General features: G+C 47.1%; 21 protein-coding genes. 9 read left to right on the top strand and 12 right to left on the bottom strand.

The genetic code is table 11. The annotated features are described in order from the left end of the window. Positions 1-81 precede the first annotated feature (81 nt). From MKY66_RS07040 to MKY66_RS07030, 3 genes are all read right to left on the bottom strand, one after another. On the bottom strand, positions 82-981 hold the full coding sequence (locus MKY66_RS07040; RefSeq protein ID WP_339807089.1) for a sensor histidine kinase: 900 nt from the start codon (positions 979-981) through the stop codon (positions 82-84). A 694-nt stretch (positions 982-1675) separates the two neighbouring features. Beyond that, a complete protein-coding gene (locus MKY66_RS07035) occupies positions 1676-2383 on the bottom strand; it encodes a response regulator transcription factor (RefSeq protein WP_076216895.1) in 708 nt (235 codons plus the stop codon). Between the two features lie 137 nt (positions 2384-2520). Continuing rightward, a complete protein-coding gene (locus tag MKY66_RS07030) occupies positions 2521-2982 on the bottom strand; it encodes a SprT family protein (protein WP_017690031.1) in 462 nt (153 codons plus the stop codon). A 119-nt stretch (positions 2983-3101) separates the two neighbouring features. Between MKY66_RS07030 and MKY66_RS07025 the strand changes: the two genes are divergently transcribed. Next, positions 3102-3458 (top strand): hypothetical protein, encoded by a 357-nt coding sequence (locus tag MKY66_RS07025; RefSeq protein ID WP_017690032.1) that lies wholly within the window; start codon positions 3102-3104, stop codon positions 3456-3458. Between the two features lie 182 nt (positions 3459-3640). After that, positions 3641-3784 (top strand): cortex morphogenetic protein CmpA, encoded by a 144-nt coding sequence (gene cmpA, locus MKY66_RS07020; RefSeq protein ID WP_017690033.1) that lies wholly within the window; start codon positions 3641-3643, stop codon positions 3782-3784. A gap of 180 nt (positions 3785-3964) precedes the next feature. On the opposite strand, the gene MKY66_RS07015 is transcribed toward cmpA, so the two are convergent. The 6 genes from MKY66_RS07015 to MKY66_RS06990 form a co-directional block, all read right to left on the bottom strand. Beyond that, positions 3965-6187, bottom strand: coding sequence for a Tex family protein (locus tag MKY66_RS07015; protein WP_076216896.1), 2223 nt, complete (start codon positions 6185-6187; stop codon positions 3965-3967). Between the two features lie 538 nt (positions 6188-6725). Then, positions 6726-8915, bottom strand: coding sequence for an alpha-galactosidase (locus MKY66_RS07010; protein WP_076216897.1), 2190 nt, complete (start codon positions 8913-8915; stop codon positions 6726-6728). A gap of 235 nt (positions 8916-9150) precedes the next feature. Beyond that, on the bottom strand, positions 9151-9501 hold the full coding sequence (locus MKY66_RS07005; RefSeq protein WP_024630714.1) for a type II toxin-antitoxin system PemK/MazF family toxin: 351 nt from the start codon (positions 9499-9501) through the stop codon (positions 9151-9153). Positions 9502-9504: 3 nt separating this feature from the next. Further along, positions 9505-9786 carry a ribbon-helix-helix protein, CopG family gene (locus MKY66_RS07000; protein WP_017690037.1) on the bottom strand — a complete coding sequence of 94 codons (282 nt, stop codon included), beginning with the start codon at positions 9784-9786 and terminating at the stop codon, positions 9505-9507. 260 nt (positions 9787-10046) lie between these two features. Next, entirely contained in the window at positions 10047-11234 is a 1188-nt protein-coding gene (gene alr, locus MKY66_RS06995) for an alanine racemase (RefSeq protein ID WP_076216898.1), read from the bottom strand. Between the two features lie 394 nt (positions 11235-11628). Next, on the bottom strand, positions 11629-12825 hold the full coding sequence (locus MKY66_RS06990; protein WP_076216899.1) for an outer membrane lipoprotein-sorting protein: 1197 nt from the start codon (positions 12823-12825) through the stop codon (positions 11629-11631). Positions 12826-13073: 248 nt separating this feature from the next. Between MKY66_RS06990 and MKY66_RS06985 the strand changes: the two genes are divergently transcribed. Further along, positions 13074-14567 carry a serine hydrolase gene (locus tag MKY66_RS06985; RefSeq protein WP_076216900.1) on the top strand — a complete coding sequence of 498 codons (1494 nt, stop codon included), beginning with the start codon at positions 13074-13076 and terminating at the stop codon, positions 14565-14567. Between the two features lie 243 nt (positions 14568-14810). Here MKY66_RS06985 and MKY66_RS06980 read toward each other — a convergent pair whose 3' ends face one another. Further along, positions 14811-16694, bottom strand: coding sequence for an ABC transporter substrate-binding protein (locus tag MKY66_RS06980; RefSeq protein WP_076216901.1), 1884 nt, complete (start codon positions 16692-16694; stop codon positions 14811-14813). 93 nt (positions 16695-16787) lie between these two features. Between MKY66_RS06980 and MKY66_RS06975 the strand changes: the two genes are divergently transcribed. From MKY66_RS06975 to MKY66_RS06960, 4 genes are all read left to right on the top strand, one after another. Further along, positions 16788-18068, top strand: a complete 1281-nt coding sequence (locus MKY66_RS06975; RefSeq protein WP_339807085.1) for an MFS transporter — start codon at positions 16788-16790, stop codon at positions 18066-18068. A 174-nt stretch (positions 18069-18242) separates the two neighbouring features. After that, entirely contained in the window at positions 18243-18452 is a 210-nt protein-coding gene (locus MKY66_RS06970) for a helix-turn-helix transcriptional regulator (protein ID WP_017690042.1), read from the top strand. A gap of 1 nt (position 18453) precedes the next feature. Next, the gene (locus tag MKY66_RS06965) at positions 18454-19224 is read left to right on the top strand and encodes a DUF3169 family protein (protein ID WP_076216903.1); all 771 of its coding nucleotides are present in this window, start codon (positions 18454-18456) and stop codon (positions 19222-19224) included. Positions 19225-19274: 50 nt separating this feature from the next. Beyond that, complete coding sequence (locus MKY66_RS06960) at positions 19275-21482, top strand: serine hydrolase (protein ID WP_076216904.1); 2208 nt, start codon at positions 19275-19277, stop codon at positions 21480-21482. Positions 21483-21634: 152 nt separating this feature from the next. On the opposite strand, the gene MKY66_RS06955 is transcribed toward MKY66_RS06960, so the two are convergent. Continuing rightward, the gene (locus MKY66_RS06955; protein WP_076216905.1) at positions 21635-22684 is read right to left on the bottom strand and encodes a hypothetical protein; all 1050 of its coding nucleotides are present in this window, start codon (positions 22682-22684) and stop codon (positions 21635-21637) included. Beyond that, positions 22684-24519 carry an HSP90 family protein gene (locus MKY66_RS06950; protein ID WP_076216906.1) on the bottom strand — a complete coding sequence of 612 codons (1836 nt, stop codon included), beginning with the start codon at positions 24517-24519 and terminating at the stop codon, positions 22684-22686. Before MKY66_RS06950 ends, MKY66_RS06955 begins: the two co-directional genes overlap by 1 nt. Positions 24520-24964: 445 nt before the next feature. Here MKY66_RS06950 and MKY66_RS06945 point away from each other — a divergent pair, with 445 nt between their 5' ends. Together MKY66_RS06945 and MKY66_RS06940 are read left to right on the top strand one after the other, a co-directional pair. Then, positions 24965-25870, top strand: coding sequence for an ABC transporter ATP-binding protein (locus MKY66_RS06945; protein ID WP_076216907.1), 906 nt, complete (start codon positions 24965-24967; stop codon positions 25868-25870). Then, on the top strand, positions 25863-26696 hold the full coding sequence (locus MKY66_RS06940; RefSeq protein WP_076216908.1) for an ABC transporter permease subunit: 834 nt from the start codon (positions 25863-25865) through the stop codon (positions 26694-26696). The genes MKY66_RS06945 and MKY66_RS06940 overlap by 8 nt, the downstream gene beginning before the upstream one ends. Positions 26697-26740 lie beyond the last annotated feature (44 nt).

The raw sequence follows: 26740 nt of genomic DNA, 5'->3' as shown, positions 1-26740 counted from the left end.
TGAATAAGATTAATCTATCATGATTAATAATCCAAGTCAACAGACCTGTCAAGATTTCCTAATTGTATTGCTTTCTTCCTCTCAGAAGGAAGAGGTCATCGCCAGTTGGGTAGTATTTTGGATCATGTCCCTGTCTACTCGTGGAAGGCAAACACTTACTTTGAATACGTCTCCATCCACTTGTATTCCCATAGAACCTTCATGCAATTCAACAATGCTTCTGGCGATGGACAAGCCTAGACCTGAACCCTCCGTTGAACGGGAACGGTCCCCACGCTTAAAACGTTCAAAAATCTCATCCGATGAGAACTCCATCTCGTATGCGGATACATTTTTGATCGTAAACTCCAGTTGATTTCCTTGTTCGATCAGTTCAATATAGACCCTGGATTGGGGCAGACCATATTTCAAAACGTTTCCCAACATATTCTCCATAACACGCCACATCCGGCTGCCGTCCACCATTGCGTATACAGGCTCAGTCTCCTCTCGAATCCTTATCTGTAACTTTGCCTGCTCGAACGAATCACTATATTCTGCTACAGCCTGTCGAAGTAACTCCCCCATGTCTATCTGTTTTAAATGAAGTTCCACATCTCCGCTCGCCATTTTCGCTGCTTCAAATAAGTCCTCCACCAACAAACACAGACGCTGCGTTTTCCGCTCCAGAACTTGAATGTATCCAGCCTTCTCCTCCTTTGTGCCCTCATCGCGCTTAAGCAGATCGATATAACTAACCAAAGAGGTTACAGGTGTTTTCAGATCATGAGAAACGTTAGCGATCAACTCGGATTTCATACGTTGGCTCGTAACCTGTTCTTTAATTGCATTCTGGAGCCCTTGTCTCATTCCGCTCATCTGTGTCACCAATGGTTGCATTATGCCTGTTACATGCTCTGGGAACTGCACATTGAACCGGCCTTCTCCCATTTCCTTAGCCGCTTGCGTAAGTTGCTGCGCCACATGAATCAGTTGAAACATACTATATACCAAGAAAACACTAATAAGAACTGTCAAAAACACAAATGGAGTGACCATTGAAGACTTAATGGACGCGAGAGAAATAACCGCTAATTGCATAAGACATTGCACCATACATAATAAGATTAAACGCTGAATTCTTTTTTTGTCAGTCGGCTCGCCTTGCTCCAAAATCTTTTTCACCAAACTGTACCATTTCCATACCCATATCTCGTTTCGTATTGGCCTATGGCTGGACATATTCCCGATATACCGGACAGCCCCTCTTACATGCACACCAACAAACCACACTCCGAGACCAGCGATGAACATGCCTATAAAATAAACAAAAATATCATTTATCCATCGACGAGTGAAAAAGTAAGGAGTTATCCCATAATCTGAAGTCACCCCGTTTAGTACTTTTAACAGTAGAAAGGACCCTATACATAAGGTAATAAAATGTGCATCCAAGGAAAGTTTTTCACTCCACCAGATTGTCACCTTCCGATATTTGCTATTCTCAGGCAAAGGTATACGATTTGCAGTCACAAGTAACGCCGTACCAATGACTAAGAGCAGGATCAAAGGTATAACACCAGATACATTCCAATCTTTATAAATGAATCGCATCTCATACCTCAATGAAGCAAGCTTCATAAACACCAGTGTAAAACAAATCATCGCTGCTATCCTAACTCCGTAAGCCAGCATATTATTCTTCCAGTTTGTAACCAATACCCCACACCACCTTTATATATTTGGGCTCTCTGGGATTAAATTCAATCTTCTCACGGATTCTGCGGATGTGAACAGCGACTGTATTTTCCGGTTGAAAGGCAGGCTCTTTCCATACACGTTCATAGATTTCATCAATAGCAAAGATCCGGCCCTTATTCTCCATAAAAAGCCTAAGTATGTGAAATTCGGTTGGCGTCAGCCTAACATCTTCTCCTTCCAAGGTCATTGTTTTCTTCTGTTTGTTATATACCAGGCCACGAACCTGAATCTCCTGTTCTGCATCTTCGGAACTTTGATGTATCTGCGCACCCAGGCCGGTGAAGCGTCGTAACTGGGACTTTACCCTTGCCATAAGCTCCAATGGGTTGAATGGCTTGGCTATGTAATCATCCGCACCGATGTTCAAACCTACGATTTTATCATAATCCTCTGTTCTGGCAGACAACATTATAATTGGCACATTACAGGTTTCACGAATTTCCAGTGTCGTCTGCAGCCCATCCAATCCAGGCATCATAATATCCATAATAATGAGCTGAACAGAATGAGCCTGGAGCTTTTGCAATGCCTCTTCCCCATTTGACGCCTTGTAGACCCCGATTCCTTCACTACGCAAAAAAATTTCGATCGCATTGCTGATATCGGGATCATCATCAACAACCAATACACTGTGGGCCTTCAAAGGGTCACTCCTCCTTTTCATTTAAACTGGATTATGTGGACTGATGAACAGTTTACATCAGATAAATGACAGGAAATCCAACAAAAGATTTACAAATTTCTTAAGCTCCATCCGCTCTATACTCCAAAACAAAATTACTATATGTCGTGAAGCCCCAGTTTTCCCGCACAACGACCACATCGGTAACGCTTCGGATCTATTTTCCGCTTGCGCAAATATTCCGTACCACAGCTCTTGCATACCAGCTTATAACGATAGGGTAGCGGCTTTCTGCCTTTGCCGTCAGGAAGTGATTGGCAGTAACGCGAGCCACCTACCTTCTGCAATAAAGCCTTGAATTCCGGGTCACGATGCTGATAGCCGCGCCCACGAATATGCAGATGATAGTGACACAGCTCATGCTTGATGATTTTCTCAACCTCATCTCGCCCATAGGCTTCGAGTTGATGCGGATTGATCTCAATCCGGTGACTTTTGAGCATATAACGCCCACCTGTCGTGGTCAGGCGACTGTTAAACAACGCTTCATGGGTGAACGGCACTCCGAAATGATCCAGTGATACCTGTTCAATCCATTGTTGCAATTCCTCATTTTCCATCGGTATCCTCTCCTTGCACCCCCTCGGAGCATTTGTTTTTCCGGCATAATACTTGAATTTTAACCGTTTCGTAGGCTACACTGTCAAGTAGAATGTATGAGGGGAGATTATTACTCGTTATGCCTACAATGCGCTATGTCATCCTGCAGCAGGAACAACAATTGCAGTTCGTGGAAATGCCCGCAGATTACGCCTATCAACTCAGTGCGCTCAACCTGCGCCTGCACAAGGAAATTGATAAACTCACTGCAGCAGATGTCCCTGTCCTGCCTTGGGCGATCGCCGAATGTGACAGCCTCGATCTCCTAAACGAAAATCTTACTATCATCGGCGGCCTTGATTATATCAATGCGCTTGAAGAATCTTTTGCAGCATTACGTGAAAGCCATTATCCCTTGATTTCTCTGCTTACCGAAATCCGAGCTCTTCAGGCCCAATTGGAACAATGGTATGAAGAAGAGATGGAAGCTCTCTAATTCACCGCAGTTATCATTGTATAATGATGAGAACGAAAAGCACATTTCCCTGAATTGGGATTTGTGCTTTTTTTTGAGTGAACAAGATTGATTTGCCGGAGGCCTCCACTTATCCCGCACAGTCCAGGCTATTGCCACATATGCTAACGTACAGATGAATTATGCAAGAGGAGGAGATACCCTTGCCTCAATGGCTTTGCAATCAACTGATGCGTGCATTTCACAAAAAGGACAGCCGGCAAATCAAGTTGCTGAACGAATGCTGGTTCTTTTATCGTAACAAACCAGCAAATGGCACACCACGCAGCGCGGAGAACGAACTTTAAGAGGTTGTTCATAAAAGTCTGCATTGGATTACGAAAGATGGCCTTTTGAACACGCACTTTAAGAAAATGCACATATTGCCCACCGTACTTACTAGAGGAATTAGAACGGATAACGGGACTATTACTGTCGACAACAAACAGCCTTCCTGGTTAGGGAAGGCTGTTCTCCAATCCTACTATTTAAGAAGACTGTTGCGCAGAAGCAGGCTTCTTCATCGTCAGGCCGACACGGCCTTTTTTGGTATCCACACTCATAACCCAGACCGTTACATTATCCCCGACAGACACAACGTCCATCGGGTGTTTAACATACCCGTTGCTGAGCTGTGAAATATGGACAAGCCCATCACTCTTGATCCCAATATCAACAAAGGCACCAAAATCAATAACGTTCCGAACCGTACCTTGCAGCTCCATGCCTTCCACCAGATCCTCAATTTTCAATACATCTGTACGGAAGATTGGCAACGGCATTTCTTCACGCGGGTCACGACCCGGACGCTGCAAGCTGTCCAGAATGTCACGCAATGTAGGCACACCTACGTCCAATTTCACGGCCAATTGCTCTGGCTGTTGCTCCGACAGTAACACCGACAGTTCCTTGCTTCCCAGCTTGTCCAGTGCAACCTGAAGCTCCTTGAAAAGCTGATCCACCACCTTGTAGGACTCAGGGTGAATCGGTGTACGATCCAATGGATTCTCGCCCTCACCAATACGCATAAATCCTACGCACTGTTCATAAGTCTTCGCACCCAGACGTGGCACCTTCTGAAGCTGACGGCGGTTCGTAAACCGGCCATTTTCTTCACGGTACTTCACGATGTTTTTGGCAATCGTAGCGTTAACTCCGGCAACATATGACAGCAACGAAGGTGATGCTGTATTCACATCCACACCCACATGGTTAACTGCGGATTCCACGACAGCCTTCAGGCTTTCTTCGAGAATCTTCTGGGAGACGTCATGCTGATATTGACCCACGCCAATGGCTTTTGGATCAATCTTAACCAACTCCGCCAGCGGGTCTTGTACACGACGTGCAATGGAAGCTGCACTGCGCTCCGCAACATCCAGATCCGGGAACTCTTCCTGGGCCAGCTTAGATGCAGAATATACACTCGCACCTGCTTCGTTAACAATCAGATACACAAGACTTTCATCACCGTTCTCCTGAATGATCTCGGCAACAAACTGCTCCGTCTCACGTGATCCGGTACCATTACCAATGACGATCAGTCCGATATCATATTGCTTGATCATCCGATGGAATACTTCCGCAGCTTCACGTTTCTTGTTGTGTGGTGGCGTTGGGTAGGTCACAGCCACTTCAAGCAGCTTGCCCGTATCATCTACTACAGCCAGTTTACAACCGGTACGATAGGCAGGATCGACACCCAGCACACGTTTGCCATGAATCGGCGGTTGAAGCAACAGGTTACGCAGATTGGCCGAGAATACCGATATGGCCTGATTTTCACCTTTTTCCGTAAGTTCTCCCCGAACTTCTCGCTCAATGGAAGGCGCAATCAGCCGCTTGTAAGCATCTTCAATCACATCACGCAGGATATCCTGCACGGCAGAAGCACCACGAATGATCTGTCCTTCCATATGGCGATGGGCCGGTTCTGCCTGTACGTCCAGGCCGACTTTCAGAATACTCTCACGTTCACCGCGATTAATTGCGAGAATACGGTGTGGGGGCATCTTTTTGGCTAGTTCGCGGTAATCATAATAATTCTCGTACACGGACTCTTCTTGAGCATCCTTCGCTTCTGAAGTCAGCATGCCGTGATCCAAGGTGTACCGACGAATCCAGGCACGAATGGCAGCATCATCTGCGATGTTCTCCGCGAGAATGTCTTTGGCTCCCTGAAGCGCCGCCTCCGCATCTTCTACACCCAGTTCAGCATTGATATATTTCGCAGCTTCCTGGAGTGCATCTCCTTGTTTCGGTTGACCCCAGATCCATACAGCAAGGGGCTCAAGACCTTTCTCCTTGGCCACACTGGCACGCGTTTTCCGCTTCTGACGGTAAGGTCGATACAGATCTTCCACTTCCTGCAGCTTCACAGCCTGGGTAATGGATTGCTTCAGTTCTCCTGTCAGCTTGCCCTGTTCCTCTATAATACGGATGACTTCCAATTTGCGATCCTCAAGATTGCGCAGATAAACAATGCGTTCTTCAATCGATCGCAGCTGGTTCTCATCCAGCTCTCCAGTCATTTCTTTACGGTAGCGGGCGATAAATGGAATCGTATTGCCTTCGTCCAGAAGCTCCGACGTTGTACGGACCTGCTTCAAGGACAGTGACAGTTCCTTGGCTACCTGTTTGATGATTCGTTCATGGCGTTCTGCCTTTATTGTTTCTTCATTGGGTTCCAGAACCGTTTCCTGTTCAGACAAAATAAATCCCTCTTTCCTTCCTGAATCGTTCGTTACAATCATTTCAGGGCAGCTTTGCTGCTGTAATTACAGTATAGTTGAACCATTTGTTTCTTCCACTCTACCCTATATTATCACAGAATCACGTCCAGATTTCCATCAATCCGCAAGCATACAAGTTCTGACAGAATGATGTCATCCTCCAGCCTTCCCCAATACGTCAAAAAAAGACCGAAAAACGTCAACACGACGCTCCTCGGTCCTTCCTTAAATTAAAACTTTAAATACAATAGCAATCTAATAAGTAAACCTGCTCATTTACACGATAACGGAGAGGACAGAAAAATCCTGAAAAAGCGAAGCTACAAGCTTTCTGTAGAAAGCTACTTCGAAAGCATATACTCGCCTAAAAGCTTTCTGAAAGAAAGCTACATCGGAAGCATATGCTATCTCCGGATTTTCCCTTGAGAAAAGGGAATCGAAAAATCTGGGGATAACAGCGATTGGAAGGTTGTTCTGTCATCGTAGTATCCGTGTAAATAAAATGTAGTTCACTTATCTAGACGCGCTCGAACCGGAACATTTCGCTCAGATAGTCTCCTGATGCACTGCCTACCGAAATACCGCCATACATGAGGGCATCGCCGGTAAAGGTCTCCGATCCGCCTTTCAGACGGTAATCTGCATTAGGGTCCAATCCTTTCAACTTCAGGCGCTGAAGTGGCGCATTAGGCTCAGAGAGCACGCGGAAGTAGAATACAACAGCTTCGCTTCCGTCCGGTGCAATAAACATCCACGCCGTCTCATTGCCTTCAAATGGACTGAGCAAACGGCGGAATGTTCCATATTGAACCGTTCCACGAATCTCCTTGTACAGCTCAACCTGGGCTTTCACGATGTCGTTCTCTTCCTCCGTGAATTTTGTCAGGTCCAGCTCGTACCCAAAGTTGCCCGACATCGCAACATGTCCCCGAATCTCAAGCGAAGTGATCCGGTTGACCTGATGATTCGGTACCGCTGAGATATGCGATCCCATCGAACTTACCGGGTATACAAGACTCGTACCGTATTGAATCCGCAGGCGAGATATAGCATCCGTGTTATCACTTGTCCACGTCTGTGGCATGTAATACAGCATACCTGGATCGAAGCGGCCACCACCACCTGAACAGCTTTCGAACAGAATGTTCGGGAACGCCGAAGTGATTCGTTCCATAACGTCATACAGTCCGAGCATGTAACGATGCGCGGTCTCACGCTGTCTATCTGCCGGAAGCAACGCAGAACCCACTTCCGTCATATTGCGGTTCATGTCCCATTTCACATAAGTGATTGGTGCAGAACCAAGTACGTCTGTTAACATGCGCACAATCTCATCACGTACATCCTGACGAGAGAAGTCGAGTACCAGTTGTTGACGTCCTTCTGTCCGGCGACGATCTGGCACATGCAGACACCAGTCCGGGTGCGCTCGGTACAGCTCACTGTCTGGTGAGATCATCTCAGGCTCAAACCACAATCCAAACTGCATATCCAGACCTGTTACGCGGTTAGCCAGATCATCCAGTCCCTGTGGCAATTTGTTTTTATCTACAATCCAGTCCCCCAGCGAGGAGTTGTCACTGTCCCGGTGTCCAAACCAGCCATCATCCAAGACAAACAGCTCAATACCCAGCTTCTGTCCAGCACGAGCGATCTGTTCAATCTTGTCCGCATTGAATCCAAAGTAGGTTGCTTCCCAGTTATTGACCAGAACCGGACGTTCCGCATTACGGAACTTACCACGCGCAAGACGCTCCCGATACAATTCGTGGTAGGACTGTGACATGCCGTCCAAACCTGCAGCCGAGTACACCATAACCGTCTCAGGTGTCTGGAACGCTTCTTGCGGCTCCAGCTTCCAGCTGAACTCGAACGGATTGATTCCGAGTGACACACGGGTCGTGTGGAACTGATCCACTTCAGCCTGTGCAGTGAAACTGCCACTATAGACGAGACTGAATCCGTAAACTTCACCTTGGTCTTCATCCGTGCCTGGTGTCATCAGCGCAATAAATGGATTCTGCTGGTGACTGCTTGAACCGCGACGGCTCTCAATCCCTTGCAGGCCTGACGCAAGCGGTCTGCGAACGATATCACGTTCCCGTGTCCAAGCTCCTGACAATTGCAACAATTCATAATCTGCATGCGGGAAATCAACAGAAGAACTGAGCGCGCGCACCACATTCACTGAGGTAGCGCTCTCATTAACGATACGCATGGAGCGTGTAATCGCATTAAATGCCGTAAAGGCTGTATAGGAAAGCTCGATTTTAATGCCTGCAACGCGGTCTTCCAACTCAATAACCAGCGTCTCTGCTTCATCATCGGATTCAACATACGTTGCTGGCAGTCCGGTAAGCGCTGTCTTTCCTTTGACCAATCGATGGTCTGTATACGTAAACTCCGAAACTGTCGAGCCATTCTCAAGTTCCAATTGGATTGCAGGATTACGGAAATCACTCGTGCCATACACGGGTAGTTCCACTGCCAATGTATCAAATGAAATTGTACGGTCCTCTGGTACCGGGTTCGGACTGAAAGATGCTCGTTCTGTACGAACATGCAACCAGCTCAGATCGGTGTCGCGTAATTTTTTGCCATAATACAAATGCACCAAATATCCTGAGGGCAGTACTTGGAATACGTAACTGGCCTCGCGGGTCTGTAAATGAAACTGAAGTTTCTTTTGATTGATGTAAATGCTCATATGTCTCCTCCACCTCTATATATAGGTCTTTCGGGTAACCGGTTTCTCAGGTTTCATTATAGCGAAAAGATCGCCAATGTTCTACGCTTTCATTAAGCTTTAATCAAAAGAGCGCATAACAGCCCGAAGGATGTCATACGCTCTTTTGGTTACAGTCTGAATTCAGTGTGTTCCCTTACAGGAACATCCATTGCCAACGGACGGCAGGGCAGCGTGCAAGACGCTGGTTGCTGCCTTAAAAATCGATTAAACCAAGGCTGATCTGTAAGGCTTCGTTGACCAGTTTCATGGTCTCCTCGTCCAGATGGGTAATCTTGTCAGTCAGCCTCTGTTTATCAATCGTCCGTATTTGTTCGAGCAAAATAACCGAGTCCCGGTCAAAGCCGTGTGCCGCCGCATCAATTTCAACATGCGTTGGCAGCTTTGCCTTCTGGATTTGGGCGGTGATAGCCGCCACAATACAAGTTGGACTGAACCGGTTGCCGATATCATTCTGGATCACCAGAACCGGCCTGACTCCACCTTGCTCGGAACCGACAACGGGAGAAAGATCCGCAAAAAAAACGTCACCACGTTTTACGATCAATGTCTACACCCCGCTAACTAAGCGGTCCAGAGTGCTGTCCGCATCTTCCTCCGCATGAAAGGCTTCGGATGCCATGGTCAGATTGATTTTTGCCATCTCCATGTACCCTCGCTGCATCGTTTCACGGATGTAACGTTTCTTACGCTCCGTTAAATACAGCTTCATAGCCTGCCTAATCAATTCGCTGCGGTTGGAATTCTCCAGCGCTACGATGCCATCCACTTCCTGCAAAAGATAATCAGGTAAACTGATCATGATCCGCTTCGTGTTCTGCAAGTTGGCCACCTTTCTTCCACCCCCACAAACCTTTCGCCATTGTGAACCAGTATTACGTTTTTCCAGAACTTTTATACAAAGGAATATATATGCCCCGAGTATATCAAGTATGCTGTACTCCATTATAAACACGGGGAACAATATTCGTACAGACCAAACATCTCAATTCAGGAATTAAATCCTTACTGTCATACATAATTCGAGATGCTCCGACAGTTTTCCTTCTGTTCTGAAAAAAAGTTTATTGGTAATGACGTCCAGTTTACCTATCAGGATGTCAGAAGTGGATTGATTCTGGCGACTACTGCTCCCCCGCGGGTATATACCCGTGGAATGCGGTGCGCCATCATGCAGATCACTTCATAAGCAATCGTACCGAGCTGAGATGCCACCTCGTCTGCAGTTATTACACCACCAGACTGATGACCGATGAGGACAACCTCTTCGCCGACTTGAATTTCTTCCGCGTCTTCCGCGAAAGATTGTAACGACACCATACACTGATCCATGCAGATTGTACCGACGACAGGGACGCGGTGGCCGCGTACAAGCACTTGTGCTTTACCTGTCAGCATTCTGGAGAATCCGTCTGCATATCCGATCGGTAGGGTCGCTATTCGTTCATACCCTTGCGTAAAATAACGGGTTCCGTAACTGATCCCCCAATGGGGTGGCAGTGTTTTGACCAGAACCGCTTTTGTCTTCAGCGTCAATACCGGGGACAACTTCACCACCTGATGATTCACCTCAGCCGAAGGATACAGTCCGTACAGGCTTATTCCCACACGTACCATATCATAGGACAATTCCGGTGTATCAATGGCAGCGGCGCTGTTCGCCGTATGTATAATCGGGATGGAACATCCCTGATCCCTGAGCGCATGAACCACGCTTTGGAACCGTCTATACTGCTCCAGTGTATAGGTTTTGTCTTCTTCATCTGCTCTGGCAAAATGGGTAAACATGCCTTCCAGCATCACCTGATTGAGCGAAGCTACTTCCTGAATGAAAGCCAATGCCTCATCGCCAGGCAACAGACCTAATCGGCCCATGCCGCTGTCGATTTTAATATGGACCTTCAGTTGGTTAGCAAATGTGCTCGCATCCAGATCTCGAATGGCGTCAAGCACTTCCCTGCTGAACAGTGTGACGGTCACATCATGTTGCCATGCAACAGCGATCCCTTCAGGCGGCGTATATCCCAGTACCAGGATTGGAATCGTAATCCCATGTTGTCGCAGTTCCAGAGCTTCGTCAAGAAAAGCTACACTTAAGTAATCCACACCCACTCGTTCCAGTTCCCTAGCCGTCTCCACCGCTCCATGTCCATAGGCATTGGCCTTCACACAGGCGAGGAATTTCATGCCCTGAGGCAATGCCTCGCGGAAAGCTTCTACGTTAGTACACAAATGATCCAAATTGATCTCCGCTTGGGTCGGCCGATATTGTCCTTGCACGTTAAGTCACCTTCTCTAATCATCTTAATCCGGCTCACGTCAGACTCCATCGTAATGCTCCAGCATGTGACTGTCAAATGAACCGAAGTTTCGCATTCAAAAACAGATGTAAGGTGCGCCGTTTGAGGAACAAATGCGAACACAGAAGAAGACCGATAAGCGAGATTGGCAGGGCAAAATTCCACTTTCCACCCCAGCAAAATCTGCTTATATCGATTATTTACCCGGTTCCCTCTGCGTAGAAGCGCATTTTGCATTATTGAGTGTATCGGGTAAGAAAAACGGCGCCAGATGAATACCTGTCTTACATCAAAGCAAAGCACCGGAGAACAGGTCTCCGATGCTTCTTAGCATTCCTTATGTTTATGCTACTATTCGTTCATTTGTTCAAAAATCATTTGCCTGACTCTTCCTGCATCGATGTTGCAATGCGTGCCATTTCGTTCTGAGGCAGGTCGGCACTGGTGATCCGATATTCTATGCCATCTGTCATCCATGTCAGAGTCTTCAATGCATCTCCGCTGATCATCCCCAGTGTGAATCCAAGATCTACTACACTGGATGGAGCAAGTGATACAGCTCGATCCTGTGGTCTGGCTTCGAATATCGTGTAATTATATGTTCCTTCATAACGAAGCATAACCGAATAGTCTCCCGCTTCTTCCAGAATCTGATCGTCCTTGAGCTGCACACCTTCTGGCGCATAGGTCGGCTGAATTACTCCGAAGCTGTCTGCACCTTCCGGTTCTGCGAGTGTTGGCTCTTCGCCTTCCTGACCTGTTGCAGCACCTTCTGTACCTTGCTGCTCTGTGTCCCCACCTACACCCGTCTGTCCATCAGTAACGGCTCCATCAGGTTCAGGCGCAGTCTGAGGATTGGCAGGTTCTTTACCGCCCTCACCTGTTTGCTCCGCAGGAGTTACACCAGAATCCGTTCCTGTTTGGCCGCCCTCTTTTGTAGCTGCTGTCATGTTACGTTGCATGTCAAAGGCGTCTTTCTCAAATGCAGCACCAAATTTGAAGGAATCAAACTTCACATCCACGACCACATTGGCATTGGAGTCGGATACCTCAACCTGTTTCGGTGCGTAATCACTTTTGTTCAGCCAGATCTTCTGTCTGACGAGTGCATGTGTATTATAATTGGCAGCTACATCAAAAACATAGCTCTCCTTCTCATCCGCAAACTGACGGGTTGTATCCCCCGTAATGCTCCGAATCAATGTTTCATAGAGATATACCTGTCCCTGATTATCTGGCCAATTGCTCTGAAAACGGAAGCTCTTGTTCTGGCTCGGCGTCAGAACAAACACACCTTCATCGTTACGCAGTACAATCTGTGTTACATCCTTTTTGGCATTCGTTAACGCAATACGATAATAGGAAGGCTTCTGATGCCATACCTCGACCTTGTACTGCTGCGGCGTATCTCCGGTATGCAGCGTCATCACGCCTGCCCCCTGGTAACTTTCCATCTCTCCTACGACTTCGTTCAGATCTTTGACCACAGCTGCCGCATCCTTCTTCCCGCAGGCGGCAAGTAAGGCCGATAAGACCAATACCATGGCAAGCATCCATGATATTCGGCGCATGACATCATCCCCTTTAGCACATGTTTTCACTTCAGGATTGTGCTTGCAGCAGAATCCCTACTTGATTAGTACATGTTATGAGGGACTTGTTCGATATATGCGGACTAGTTTGACAAGCAATCGGTGAAGTCCGTTAATACGGCATTGCTACGCAAAATCAGTCTCAGGGAGGATGTTAACTTTATCCAGAAAAGGCATAGTGAATTGTAGGAGATTATTCTTTTTATTGGATATTAGGAGGAAAAGGTATGACGACAACAAAGCTTCGCACATCACTGGAAGGAATGGATGAATTCATCGACGAGCAGCTTCAATTATGGAATGGTGTCGGCACAGCGGTGGCTGTGATCCATAAGGATGAAGTCATCTGGCAAAAGGGCTACGGTTATCGTGACATGGAATCCAAACTTAAAGTTACCCCTAATACGTTGTTTGCCATCGGTTCAAGTACCAAAGCCTTTACCGCAGCAACCGCTGCTCTGCTTGTGGATCAGGGGATACTCGACTGGGATACCCCTGTGAAGTCGTATATGAAAGACTTCAAGATGTTTGATCCGATCGCAACAGAACGTATAACTATTCGCGACATGCTGTGTCATCGTTCCGGTCTTCCAAGGCATGAGTTGGTATGGTACAACTCCCCGCGTACAAGAGAAGAACTTGTTCGAACATTACAGTATCTGGAGCCAAATCAGGATTTCCGAAACAAATGGCAGTATCAGAACCTGATGTACATGACGGCAGGTTATCTGGTTGGACAGCTCAATGAAACTTCGTGGGAGCAGATGGTTCATAAGACTCTATTTAATCCGTTGGGTATGAACTCAAGTCTGTTCTCTGTTGAAAAAATGCAACTTCAGCCTGACTATGCTTACCCTTATATGGAGAAGGATGGTCAGAATACGAGAATACCTTTTCGAGCCATTGATGCCATAGGACCTGCTGGTTCCATTAACAGCAATCTAATCGATATGATTGCATGGCTTCAATTCCAGTTGCATCAAGGTCAATGGGAAGGAACGTCATTGATATCTAAGGAACAGATGAAGATTATGCATAGTCCTCAGATGCCCAGTGATTCGCCGTTTATAAGCCAAGAACTGCCTATGAGTACATATGGTCTGGGTTGGATGATTGAGCCTTATCGTGGACATGCCATGATTCATCATGGTGGGGCTATTGATGGCTTTGCATCACAAGTTGCCTTTTTGCCAGAGGAGCAGATTGGAATCGTGGTTCTGAGTAATACCAACGGAAGTATAATTCCGTATACGGTTGCTTTTCATATCATGGATCAACTGCTTGGATTAGAGCCCGTCAATTGGAGTTTCAAATTGAGCAAATTAATGGGGAAAGAATCAACAGAAACGGAGGCTAATCCGGAGAATCCTCTGGAAGTGCCTATTCAAGCAGACACTGCCGTTGAGGAAAATATTGAAGAACCTCACATCATACCTTGTGATCGCCCTTACACCTCTTATGCGGGTATTTACACGCATCCTGGTTATGGCGAGATGTCGATTCAAGAGACAACGGACGGGTTGCAAGCAACCTTTAACGCCATTGAAATGCCCATGGAATACACGGGGAAAGATACGTTTTCCGTCGAATTTGTGTTATTCGGTCTGAAGATCACGTATACGTTTACCCTCAATGAATCTTCAGAAGTTGCTCAATCCATCTCCATTCCTTTGTTGCTTGAACCGGGTACAAAGCCTATTGAATTCACCAGGGTTTCGTAAATGATCTGAACCTATATAAATTGAACTAATGAATATATTTACACTGGTCACTCCGATGACAGAACAACCTTCTGATCGCTGTTATCCCCAGATTTTTTTGATTTCTTTTCATAAAGTGAAAATCCGGGGATAAAGGCGAACGCTCTGCTTCCTCAGGTTATTTCTGTCCTCTCCGTTTTGTATAAATGTTTAGTTCAATTTATATAGAAAACGCCTGATTCATTTCCGTTGTGGCAGCTAATCCTACCACAACGGAATATACACCGGATAACTCGTATCCTCTTCAGCGGCCCCAGGGCTTCTCTTCACCCACAATCTGCGCAGATCAGGCAGACCATACCCCGCAAGACGATAATCTCGCAACGAATCATGATGGGCGTGTTCTTCCTTGAAGCTGTATGTGGGCAGAAGTAACGCCTCCTGAATCAGTCGATCTTCTAGCCGAATCAATCTACTCAACCGCTCCGCAGGTTCCTGGATCATGACCACTCGTCCACATTCCTGTTCCAGTTCATGTCTCCAGTAATCATTCATCGCAATCAGGAATAACGTGTTCTGGAAGGTGTACATCGTCACGAGACTCAGCACGACATGATCATTGAAGATTTCTCCTGTATAGATCAGATCACAATCCCCGAACCCATCTTGATAGACGGCATGGATCGGATCTCCCTGCATAATGTTGATATGTAGGCCAATCTGTCTACTTCTCTCTGCAAACCAGACCATATCTGCCTCCAGCTTCTCGCCTTCTTCCACCCACAGACTTAAACTCTGCCCTTGATAAGAGCTATGACGCAATAATGCTGAGGCCCGCGCCAGTGAGGTCTCCAAGGAAAGTTCAGGTACAGGTGTGACCGAACCATCCGGTTGTTCCGATTGCTGTTTCCATGGCTCCCCTTGATCTGAACCCACCTTTAAAGGTTGCTGTACTCGTCCTCGAATCAGACTATAGGCAGCCTGCGTGTTCGTGCTTCCGAGCACTTGTGACAACTCCTTCGCATTCAATAGCTGTTGAACAGCCCGGCGAAAATTCACATCATGCTGTGGCCCTTCCTTCTGCATATTAAACGTCATATACATGCCACCCTGCATCTCATGCTGCACGGCACGAGGCTCCGCATCCGGAAATATATTATGCTTGATGACGGACTCCACCCTCCCAGAATGGGGAAGTTGCCATATTTCAACGCGGTCAATATAGGCTCGGCCTCGGAAGTAGGAAGGGAATACTTCCAACACAAGCAGCTTGGAATCATGCCGCGTCAACCGATAAGGTCCTGTTCCAATCGGATGGAGCGGATTCATCTCCACATCTCTCGGCAAGATCGATGCAGACATACTGCTCATCAGATCCGGGAACATGAAGTTTGGCTTGTTTAACACAAAACGTACAGTCAATTCGTCCAACGTCTCTATGCGCTCAATAGATCCAAACAGAGGCCTGCACGGGTTACTATTGTCAGAGATAATGCGATCAAAGGTAAACTTCACGTCCTCTGCATCCAATATTCTGCCATGATGAAATGGTATACCTTTGTGCAGATAAAAGGTCCATTCCCTCCCCTCCGAATGACTCTCCCATGCCACAGCCAGACTCGGTTCACAGACCTGGTGTTCAGCATTATAGCGAACCAAACAATCAAAAACCTCCGCAACAATAAAAACTTCTCCCCACATAGCCGTCTGCGTGGGATCCAATGTCTTAAAAGGGATATTCCGTGGAATCCGCAATGTATCCACTCGTCCTCTGTCCCCTTTATTCGAACGCAGACCGAATTGCTGCTGCATTTGCTGCATCAGATGTTCTCTCATCGTAATTGGCAAGGTGGCAGCCAGTTCATAGGCGTCCTCCATCCTGTTCCCATCCAGGAGATGGTCAAATCGTTCACGCGCCACTTCAAGCAACGGGACACAAAATACCAGCATCGATTTTTTGCCTCTTCCGCGCTGCGGGTTCCACCTGACCCATCCATTCTCCTTGAATTTGTTCATAATGAGGTTCATATTGCGCATGGTACAACATAATAGATCGGCAAGTTCACCTATCTTCGTATGTACTTCTTGTTCATCTTGCACATGTGGAAAGTTTACTCGCAGTTGAATGTAATGTTCTGATACGTCCATATATGCCCTACCTTCTGCTAAAATACGAAATCCATCCGGATGCTTCTACAGTTTTTCTTCAGGTTTTCCTCCATTATACTCAGTTATATCAACATGACCAGTGGGAAGGAAGAAAAACGACTTATGAAATACGCCGATCTGCACCCGAACATCAGGATACGTATCATTACTGATTTTTTCACCGATCTGACCCAGAAGTCCATCATTCCATTCATGGCGATCTATCTGAGTATTCAGATTGGCGCAGGTTTGGCGGGGTTGTTATTGACTGTCAATATTGTGGCGTCCATGATTGTGGGATTGTGGGCAGGATATTGGTCTGACCGGATTGGACGGAAGAAATTGATGGTGATCGCACAAAGTCTCCAGGTCGTGGCTCTACTCGGCTTAGCCATCGCCAACTCGCCGTGGATGGATTCGATCATCGTCACTTGTCTCATGTTTCTGCTCAGCAGTCTCAGTTCAGGAATTACCGTGCCGATTGCTAATGCCATGATTGTCGACGTGAGCAGTGAACATGAACGTCATTATGTATATGGGTTGCAATATTGGACAACAAACGTTGCTGTAACTTTTGGTGCACTGATGGGCGGGCTATTTTTCGAATCATTTCGTTTCCTATTGTTCAGTCTGGTATGCCTTGAAAGCCTAGCTACCCTGTTTATTTTGATCTTTATGATTCGTGAAACAATGGATAAACGTGTATTTGGTTGTGACGATACTCCCATCCAGAGGAACATACTGAAAACGTACTGGGCGGTCTTTCAGGACAAACGTTTCATGATATTTTTCACGGCTACTGTACTTGCAGTCTCCCTGGAATTTCAGTTGGATAAATACATCGCTGTTCGGCTAAAAAATGAATTCACCGCTCAACTGTTCGGCTCAGATGTCTCAGGTCTGCATATGTTCAGCCTGATCATGGTCATCAACACCGTAATGGTCGCCTTGGTTGCCATTCCATTCTCCAGATGGATAGGTCGCTTCCAGTCCCGATCTATTATGACTGTTGGTATGCTCCTCTACACCGCAGGTTTCACCGTACTTGCTTTCAGTAACTGGGCCTGGTTACTCATCTCATCCGCTATATTGCTAACCATTGGAGAGTTGATGTACGCCCCTGTTCGTCAGGTCATGCTCGCGGGTATGATTCCAGATTCGGACCGTGCTGCCTATATGGCTGCTGACGGGTTGAGTTACAACGCTGCTGCCCTTCTTGGCAGTCTCGGGTTAACCATTGGAGCCTTTCTTCCCTCCTATGCGATGGCTGGCCTGTATGTCCTGATGGGGCTTGGAGCGCTCATCTTTTTCCGAATGTTACTTCGGAAGGCAGAGGAACAGAATCAACATCTGCCGTGTGCAGATGCATCTTGATTTCACTTTTCTGGCAACTTTTCGGACAACAAAATAATCATCCTAGGGAGCCCAACTGGCTCTCTTTTTCATGTCCATGATCAACGTTTAGAAGTAAATGATCTTTAACATTTTGTATGTTATAGTTTACATTTAGTAAAATATCATGTACATTAGGTTCATGGAGGTGAGCAAGTGGAAGAATTACACAATCACGTTCGGGAGTTACGAGCCAGAGACCGGCTATCCCAAGCAGAACTAGCCAAACTCATTGGTGCATCCCGTCAAACCATTGCCCTGATTGAGCGCGGAGATTACTCTCCGTCGGTCGTTCTGGCACTAAAAATAGCACATGTATTTCGTGAACCTGTCGAAAAAATCTTTGAACTGAAAGGTGGAGATTAAAATGAAAAATTCATCATCCTCGTCCATTAAAAAGCGGTTGCGTCTTCCCTTGTATGCAGCCGGTGGCGCTGTAGTTGGTTTTCTCGGCGCTAGCGGAGTCAGTAAACTCCCTTCTGACTTGAACTGGACGCTGTCCGTGTATTATGACTATGATCTTTTATTCGCAATCCTGGCGGCTCTTGTGGTAGTTATGACGGTGTGGAACATCTTCAGTCTCTCCCGCACACCATCTGTCCCTCCCATGGAAAATGATGCTTATGGAGATTCCGATTCACTCATCTCTCCCGCAGAGCGCTCCCTCGGAAAAGCGATGATACTCAGCGGATTCAGCGTTATTCTTACGTTTACCTGGGCAGCACTTGCCTTGTCCTTGTATGCATCCAACCGAACCATGCAGAATTCTCCAGAACTGTTCAACCTCTTGAATCTCGTTGCTTCGTGTATCTCTATTATCATCGTTGTGGTCGTGCAAACTCTGACTGTGAAGCGATACAACCGTTATTATCCTGAACGCACTCTGGATCTGAACTCGCGCAATATGAAGAAAGATCATTTTGAGAAGCTGGATGAAGGCGAGAAATGGATTGTCTATCGTGCAGCCTATCGTTCTTTTCAGATGATGAATGTACTTCTTGGTGTTGGAATGGTCTCTATGGTTCTATATTCGATGCTCTTTACCTTTGCTCCATTCCCAATTGTAATGCTCTCTGTAATCTGGATTGCCAACATCGGAATCTATTATCGTGAAACCTATCGTGCGAGTAATCAGTAATACATGGTTAGGTAACTATTTTGTAAATATTTTCATAAAGGAGTGTTTGCATGCATTTATCCAAACGAAAGACCCGTTTCAGGTTCACCTCCCTAACAGGAGCTTTTATGGCTGTGGTTCTGTCTCTCAGTCTGTGGGTACCCGCAGTTCAGGCGGAGACCGCAACTCCAGTAGCTGCTGAACAAGGAAAGACGAAAGCGCTGACAACCGAATCAGCTACAGCATTTCTGGATTCATTCTTCGATTCACCTGAGGCAAAAGCCCATTATGTGGGAGCCTCCGTCGTTGTTGTGAAAGATGGCAAAGTACTGGCGGAAAAAGGATATGGCTTCTCCGATGTGGAGAGCAAAACAGCGATCGATCCGAAAAATACGGCCTTCCGTGTAGCCTCTGTCTCCAAAACGTTCACGTCAGCAGCTGTAATGCAGCTGGTAGAGCAAGGCAAGGTTGATCTGCAAGCTGACTTTCAGACCTATGTGAAAGGGCTCCAATTTGATAATCCTTTTGACAAACCTGTAACTGTGGAGAACCTGCTCACACACACGACCGGATTCGAGATCCGTGATCCGCAGCAGGAAGACATCCATACTGATTTTGACAAGTACATAGCGATGGAGGATTACGCACAGCAACATATGCCTCCTGTCGTTCGAGAGCCTGGTACCGCCTACATGTACGATAATTTCTCATTTTTGCTGCTTGGCATGATTGTTGAGAATGTAAGCGGCGAGCCTTTTGAATCCTACATGCAACAACATATCTTCAAACCGTTGGGAATGGATAACAGCAGTTTCATGCTGGACAAAAAGTTCCAAAATCAGCTGGCTACAGGCTATGATGCGGCACACAATCCGCTTGATCTGTACACTATTGCTCCAACACCTATGCCTCAAGGCGGCATGTTGTCTACCGCAGAAGACATTGGGAAGTTCATGATCGCTTTCCTGAATGATGGCGTGAAGGACAACGAGCGGATTCTCAAGGAATCCACGGTGAAAAGCATGGAACAGTACCGTTCTTCCATTCATCCACTGTTACCAAACACCACCTATGGATTCGAAGCTGCATTTCAGCTTCCCGGTGCAGGAAGTAGTCCAAAAGTTATTACAAAAGCAGGCGACCTGACCGGATTCAGCTCTTATCTCTTCCTTATTCCCGAGCAAAATACAGGCGTTTTCCTGACGTATAATCAAAATGGAGCACTTCGTAATCTGTTCTACCCTGCATTCATTCAGAGCTTCTTCCCACAATATGCAGAGCCTGTACAGTTCAAGGATTACACGCCGCAATCCGCAGCTGAGCTGCAACGCTTCACCGGATTGTACGCGGATCTTCGACTTAGCACGATTGTAAGTTCCTTGAAAGGTGGCGGGGATAAGCCAGGACAACTAAGTATTAACGATGTATTCCTGGGTCAACGCAACCTGATTCAAGTGGAGGATAATCTCTTCAAAGATGAATTGACTGGTCAATTCACAGCATTCAAAGAATATGCAGATGGCACCACATACATGAAAGAACCTTACCTCAACCCTATGGGCTATGAGAAAAAAGGTCAAAAGCCTATGGGCTTCCGGGATGTTCGTGAGAACAGTCCTTATGCTGAAGCCATCTACGCCATACAATCTCTTGGATATTATGAGAATGATGGCAACAAGTCTTTCCAACCAAAAACAGGTGTGACACGAGCTGAATTTATTGAGAACACCCTTAAACTGAGTGGATTGAAGCCCAGCAAAACTACGCCTCCTGCTGGCACCGACTGGGCAGATCATGCAGCAGCCGGATATATTCAACTCGGATATGAAATGGGTATGATTACTGGGACGGACGAACAACAGTTTAAGCCGGATCAAGTGATTATCCGACAGGAAGCCATGGTCATGATGTGGAGAATTCTGCAACTGCAATATCCTAGTGAACTGTTCACGGATGTCAAACTTGCGGGACACACGGACCCATGGGCTGTACCAGCCGTTCAGATGATGGCGAAGCTTGGTATCCATGGACCTGAGGTAAAAGTGCTGGAAGATGGATCCGTTGATTTCCTTTCCCGCAAACCTCTGATTCGTCAGGAAGAGGCTGCGATCATGTATGCGCTGCTTACCCAACCAACAGATCAAATCGTCGCTGAACTGATGGCTGCTCAGCAGCCGCAAGCGGAACCTGCTGAAGAAGCCGAAGCTGCAGAGGAGACATCTGAAACTGCACCGGTTCCAGTACCAGCGCCGGTCCCTTCTGCGACTTCAGCACAATAAAAATAAAACATCTTCATACCGATTAGATTGATCATGCTTATGATGCAAGAAAAAACAGGCTTGTTCAGAAGGGTACGATCCTTCTCGAACAAGCCTGTTTCGTTACTTTTCATAACTTATTATAGCGATCTGTTACTCAGTTATATCCGTCTCTATTCGATCAACGAAGATACATGGTGGTTCCCGTTGCGCTGATCAAACTTGGCTGCAGCGGTCTGAGCATACTCCGCAAAGTAATCGGCCAGCTTGAGCAGGTCGCCCGGGTCACCTTCATACGGGAAGGATGCTGGCAGACGCAATCGGTATTCTGGAGATTCCTCCACCCAGCGGCGAAGCAACGATGCTGCTCTGGCATAGAACAACATTTTGGCGTAAGGATCTTCATGATCAGCAGCAAACACCAGTGTTTCCTCCAGCACATCAATGCCTTTTGCCGGATTCGTACGTGTGAGATAATCCATCTGCTCCGCAAAACTCTGCACAAAATCGTTCTGGCCTTTAATCAGGCGATATCCCTTGGTCTGATGTTTATCTGCTTCCGCAGTCCGTCCCAACCGATATAGTGGCATCAAAATTTCAGACAAAGTCAGATGCGGAATCTCTGCACAGCTCATACGCCCTTTCAGGATAGGCTGTGCCGCCTCCAATACCTTCTCATCGTCTCCTTTTAACAAGAAATAACGCATAATCTCATCCTGCTCACAGGCTTCGCAATCACTCATAAAGTCACGATCCATCGTTCTGAATCGATCATAACTGCGTCCCGCTTCCTCCAGCTCCCCAAAATCCATAAAGATCCGGAACCGATAATACCAGTAGGAGCGTTCGCTGTAACCGTAGGACTTGAAACGCCGTCCAAAATCCTCCAACAGCTCCAGGATCTTCTCACGTGATATTTCCGGGAAGTCGGGCATCTTGCCCAATATCCATTTGTACGACCACATTAACGTTTCTTCATCATATTCTTCGGGCTGTTGGTCGAACTTGCCCAGCTGCCAGGAAAAAGCAATCAGCGCTTTCATCGGATAACCACAGAATGTTGCTGTCTCCACAATCTCCGATCTTGCTTCGTATGCCTCTTCCTCCATGCCGTTCACATCGGCAACTCTTGCCGCTTCCTCCAGCATACCAAGCTTCGCCGGACCATTGGGCAAACCATAGGCCTCGTCCATCAGTTCTTCAAAATCCATCTCTGTCTTCATCAGGCATCCCCCTTACGATCTGTATTTGCACGCAAACCCCAATCAATAAAACGAACAATGCCCTGATTTAACACTTCAAGCTCCTGCTTGCTCATGGCATAATGCCCCATCATCAGTGCATTGACGTATAACATTTCGATGGCAATCGGTGTCATCTGGTCATCCGGTGATGTCAGTACCCGCTGAATGATCGGATTACTCACGTTCAAATACAAGGTTGAGTACCCTGCTGAACTCATGCCAGAAGACAATGAACCCAGAACAGACGAGAACAATTCCGTGCTCTCCTCGCTTGCTTTTTCAAGCGCACGAAGTGTTGAGGATTCCTGAGACAGCGTGAACAACACTGGCAGATCCGATGGCTTAAAACCTTTCACCTCAGCCCGACAACGGAAGCGCTGTAAGGCAGAATCGGCCAGTCGCAACGCATCGTAATACTGATTACGCTCAGCGGGTGGCACATCGGTGAAACTCATCGAGACCTGATCCGGCTGTAGCCGCTCCGTGCGTACGTTGTGCACAGTCATCGGCAGTGTAGCCATCAACTCGCTGTCATAGATGTAACCACCATTAATCACCAGCATCGATTGTGCGGATGCCACATGATGAATCTGACGGTACTCATCAACAGAGGACGTGAAATACAATGTCTCTCCTTCATCAATTAGCTCACCCAGTTCACGGTGACCCCTCGTGCTCTCAAAAGGCAGCCAGCGATGAATCATCGCGTAGAATGCCTGATCCTGTACAGCTAGTGCCTTCATGGACAGGGCATGCAGGCGAATCAGCTTCTGTAGCCGTTCCGTCTGGCTCTCAGCCATGTCGGCCAGTCCCTTGCGAAGTGCGTCTCCGAGTTCGGAGCGAACTTCCTCCAGCTTCTCATTTTCATAAAAATGTTCCCGTGATGCCGTCGGTTGAAGCTCATCTGTCCAGATCAGACATTTCACGAAGAAAGCCCACTCTGGCAAAATGTTCTCAGCCTTCTCCGAAATCAGCATTCGCTTCAGGTAAACCCGGTGAGAACGCTTGGCATTGAGATTAACCGCGTGTGGCAGTACAAAAGCAATACCTCCGGTACGGCCTGAAGCTGTCGTCAACGGAATGAAGTCTTGGAACTGCTCGCCAAGCAGACGTTCACCAAATGCCAATACCTCTGATCTGCGTGAACGTGCGAGCGCAGGGTCCATCAGCCAGATCGGTGTCTCGCTATTCACCACATGTTGCGCGCCGTCATGATGCAACGTGACCGGATACGGCAATAACGCTCCGTAATAGAACAGAGCTTCTTTCACATAATCTGGTTCAAAGTAGTGCGCCGCGTCCGGTGTGCAACGCAGATATACTTTGGTCCCCGGGGACAGCTGTGTGTCCAACTGTCGAATCGTATAGGTGCCATCCGGCTTGCCCCGCCACTCCATCGAAGGGCCGCCCTTCGCGGATTGCGTCAGCATGACGATTTCGTGACTCACCATGAAACAGGATAACAACCCAATCCCGAAACGCCCGATAAACGAAGACTCTCCATCCAGCATTGCTTGCTGTCCGCGCTTCGAGGATTGTCCAATCATGGCCAGGAATTCATGGATGTCAGCTTCAGTCAAGCCGATGCCGTTGTCCTCCACCATCATGGTCAATTGCTCACCTGTTCCCGTCAGTTCAACTCGCACTTCACCCTGATACCCTGGCTCCGCCTCCGTTCGTGCGGTAATCGCATCCGTCGCATTCTGCATCAGTTCTCGCAAGAACACTTTAGGACTGCTATATAGATGGTTGGATAAAATCTGGATCATCCCGCTCAGATTCACTTGAAAACGATATTCATTGGATGCTGTCATGACTCACTCACCTTCCTCTACGTCCAAACACAATATGTACCCATATGATGTATTCATATGGATGTGTTAGACGAATTCATTATGTAATCGTTAGAAACAGACGTTCCCCGTGACAGGGGCGCCACAACATCACGTCAAGCCGGCCCTGGATAACCAAGACCGGCGTTATATGCATATTTCAGGCATTCATGAGACGTATGGCCTTATCTTTCATTACCACGTTATAAATAGCAATGAAACGGATGTTCTACCCTAAAATAAGGATACATGTTACAAGACAGAGTGAAAACAAACCTGAGACCCGATTTCAGGCAGACTTCAGGGTAAATGTGCATCCTACATTCGGGACTATTGAAGGAGGAAAATATCTTTTTTGTCGTCCATTTGAACGATATCAGCCGACCGCACGTATAATCTCCAAACTCAGATCGGACGGTGAATATACATGATTGAAGTACGCAACATATCCAAGCAATTCAAGGTGCATCAAGCACTGCATGATGTCAGTTTCACAGTTAAACAAGGCAGTGTCACCGGGTTGATTGGACCCAACGGTTCGGGCAAAACCACACTGATCCGTATCATGAATGGGGTCTTGGGCGCTTCCGCTGGACAGGTAACCATTAACGGGTTGGACGCCGCTTGTGAGGCGGAGAAAGTACTGGCCATGTGTGGCACCCTTACCGAGCAAAGTGGATTATATGAAAATATGAGCGGGCGTGACAATCTGACTTTCTTTGCAGATGTTTTTGGCCTGAAGCATGCCAAGAAACGAATCGACGAGCTTGTAACTCTGTTTGAGTTGCAGGATTATCAGCATCGAAAAGTCGGCACCTATAGCACAGGCATGAAAAAACGCTTGGGCCTTGCACGAGTACTCCTGCACCGTCCTTCCATCCTGTTTCTGGATGAGCCCACCAATGGCCTGGATCCGGATGGAATTCAGATGGTGCTGCGCATTATCCGTCAGTTAAATAAGGAAGAAAAGATGACAATCCTGGTCTCATCCCATGTGCTGTCCCAGCTGTCAGCCGTCTGTGATCATTATATTTTCATGGAAAAGGGGCGCATCGTGGAGGAAGGGACGGAACAGGCGATTGTTAGCCGGTACCTGTCCAATCCGAAGCTCGAAGTAGAAGCCGACATGCCCGATGGATGGCACATGGCAACCGACTTTACACCTGAAATAATCTCCGCACATCAAGCGACATTTCAGCTTACATCGCGTGAAGATATTCCATTACTGCTAAGGCAATTAACGGAGCATGGTCAAGTCTATCAGGCCCGCATCACGGGCAGTGATCTGGAAATTATCTATTTTGCCATAAGGGAGGCACACCACCATGAATAACCGCCAAGCCATACGTGCACTGGTACGTAAAGATATCCGGTCTGTCACAGCCAGCGTTCAGCTCTGGTTGCCCATGTTGATTGTTCCACTGATTATCGGAATCATTATGCCCTCTGCACTCCTGTGGGCGGCCTCCAGAATGGAACTCCGTTCTGTGGGCAACATCAGCTTTCTGCTCGAATCATTGGATGCGTTAACCCATGGTGGACAGATTCCTCAGCTTGCTTCCATGCCTACAGATAATCATCGTATTGTCTATTATTTGGCCATGTATATGTTCGCTCCCTTGTTTCTCATCATTCCGGTGATGGCCTCCAGTATTCTGACGGCCAATAGTTTCGCTGGTGAGAAGGAACGCAAGACGCTGGAAGGATTGTTGTTCACACCGATCAGTATGAGCACTCTTTTTAAAGGCAAAGTGCTAGCTGCCCTGATCCCTTCCATTCTATTATCCTGGGTTACTTTCCTGATCTATGGAATCATTGCCAATATTCTGATGTACCCCATGTTTGGAACGTTGATGTTTCCCAATCTGAACTGGATCATACTTGTGGTGTGGGTTGTTCCCGCTTGCAGTCTTATGGTCATTTTACTAAACGTGCTGATCTCGGCCAAGGTCCGTGGGTTCCAGGAAGCCTATCAGCTCGGCGGATTAATTGTCCTTCCCCTCATCGCCTTAGTCGCTGGTCAAGCCAGTGGCATGCTGCTGATTGGTCCTTGGATCTTACTCATGATTGGAGCTGTGCTCCTGCTCATAAGTTTGGTTCTTCTTCGCCTGGTCACATCGTGGAATAGTCGTCAGCAACTGGCGGAAAGTCAGATCTGAATGATGTGGAGTGTAGCGACGAAATTCAACAGATTACACTGTCG

This window comes from Paenibacillus sp. FSL R5-0766 (genome assembly GCF_037971845.1).
In the GTDB taxonomy this organism is placed as follows: Bacteria; Bacillota; Bacilli; order Paenibacillales; family Paenibacillaceae; genus Paenibacillus.
This window is presented reverse-complemented; position numbering and strand designations above follow the sequence as displayed.

Excerpts from the sequence above, each read along its gene's own strand:
- MKY66_RS06980 (WP_076216901.1), bottom strand. The coding sequence starts at position 16,694 with ATGGACGTATCAGAACATTACATTCAACTGCGAGTAAACTTTCCACAT.
- MKY66_RS07010 (WP_076216897.1), bottom strand. The coding sequence starts at position 8,915 with ATGAGCATTTACATCAATCAAAAGAAACTTCAGTTTCATTTACAGACC.
- MKY66_RS06990 (WP_076216899.1), bottom strand. The coding sequence starts at position 12,825 with ATGCGCCGAATATCATGGATGCTTGCCATGGTATTGGTCTTATCGGCC.
- MKY66_RS07040 (WP_339807089.1), bottom strand. The coding sequence starts at position 981 with ATGTTTCAACTGATTCATGTGGCGCAGCAACTTACGCAAGCGGCTAAG.
- MKY66_RS07030 (WP_017690031.1), bottom strand. The coding sequence starts at position 2,982 with ATGGAAAATGAGGAATTGCAACAATGGATTGAACAGGTATCACTGGAT.
- MKY66_RS06965 (WP_076216903.1), top strand. The coding sequence starts at position 18,454 with ATGAAAAATTCATCATCCTCGTCCATTAAAAAGCGGTTGCGTCTTCCC.
- MKY66_RS06945 (WP_076216907.1), top strand. The coding sequence starts at position 24,965 with ATGATTGAAGTACGCAACATATCCAAGCAATTCAAGGTGCATCAAGCA.
- MKY66_RS06960 (WP_076216904.1), top strand. The coding sequence starts at position 19,275 with ATGCATTTATCCAAACGAAAGACCCGTTTCAGGTTCACCTCCCTAACA.
- MKY66_RS07025 (WP_017690032.1), top strand. The coding sequence starts at position 3,102 with ATGCCTACAATGCGCTATGTCATCCTGCAGCAGGAACAACAATTGCAG.
- MKY66_RS06940 (WP_076216908.1), top strand. The coding sequence starts at position 25,863 with ATGAATAACCGCCAAGCCATACGTGCACTGGTACGTAAAGATATCCGG.
- MKY66_RS06950 (WP_076216906.1), bottom strand. The coding sequence starts at position 24,519 with ATGACAGCATCCAATGAATATCGTTTTCAAGTGAATCTGAGCGGGATG.
- MKY66_RS06955 (WP_076216905.1), bottom strand. The coding sequence starts at position 22,684 with ATGAAGACAGAGATGGATTTTGAAGAACTGATGGACGAGGCCTATGGT.
- MKY66_RS06985 (WP_076216900.1), top strand. The coding sequence starts at position 13,074 with ATGACGACAACAAAGCTTCGCACATCACTGGAAGGAATGGATGAATTC.
- MKY66_RS06975 (WP_339807085.1), top strand. The coding sequence starts at position 16,788 with ATGACCAGTGGGAAGGAAGAAAAACGACTTATGAAATACGCCGATCTG.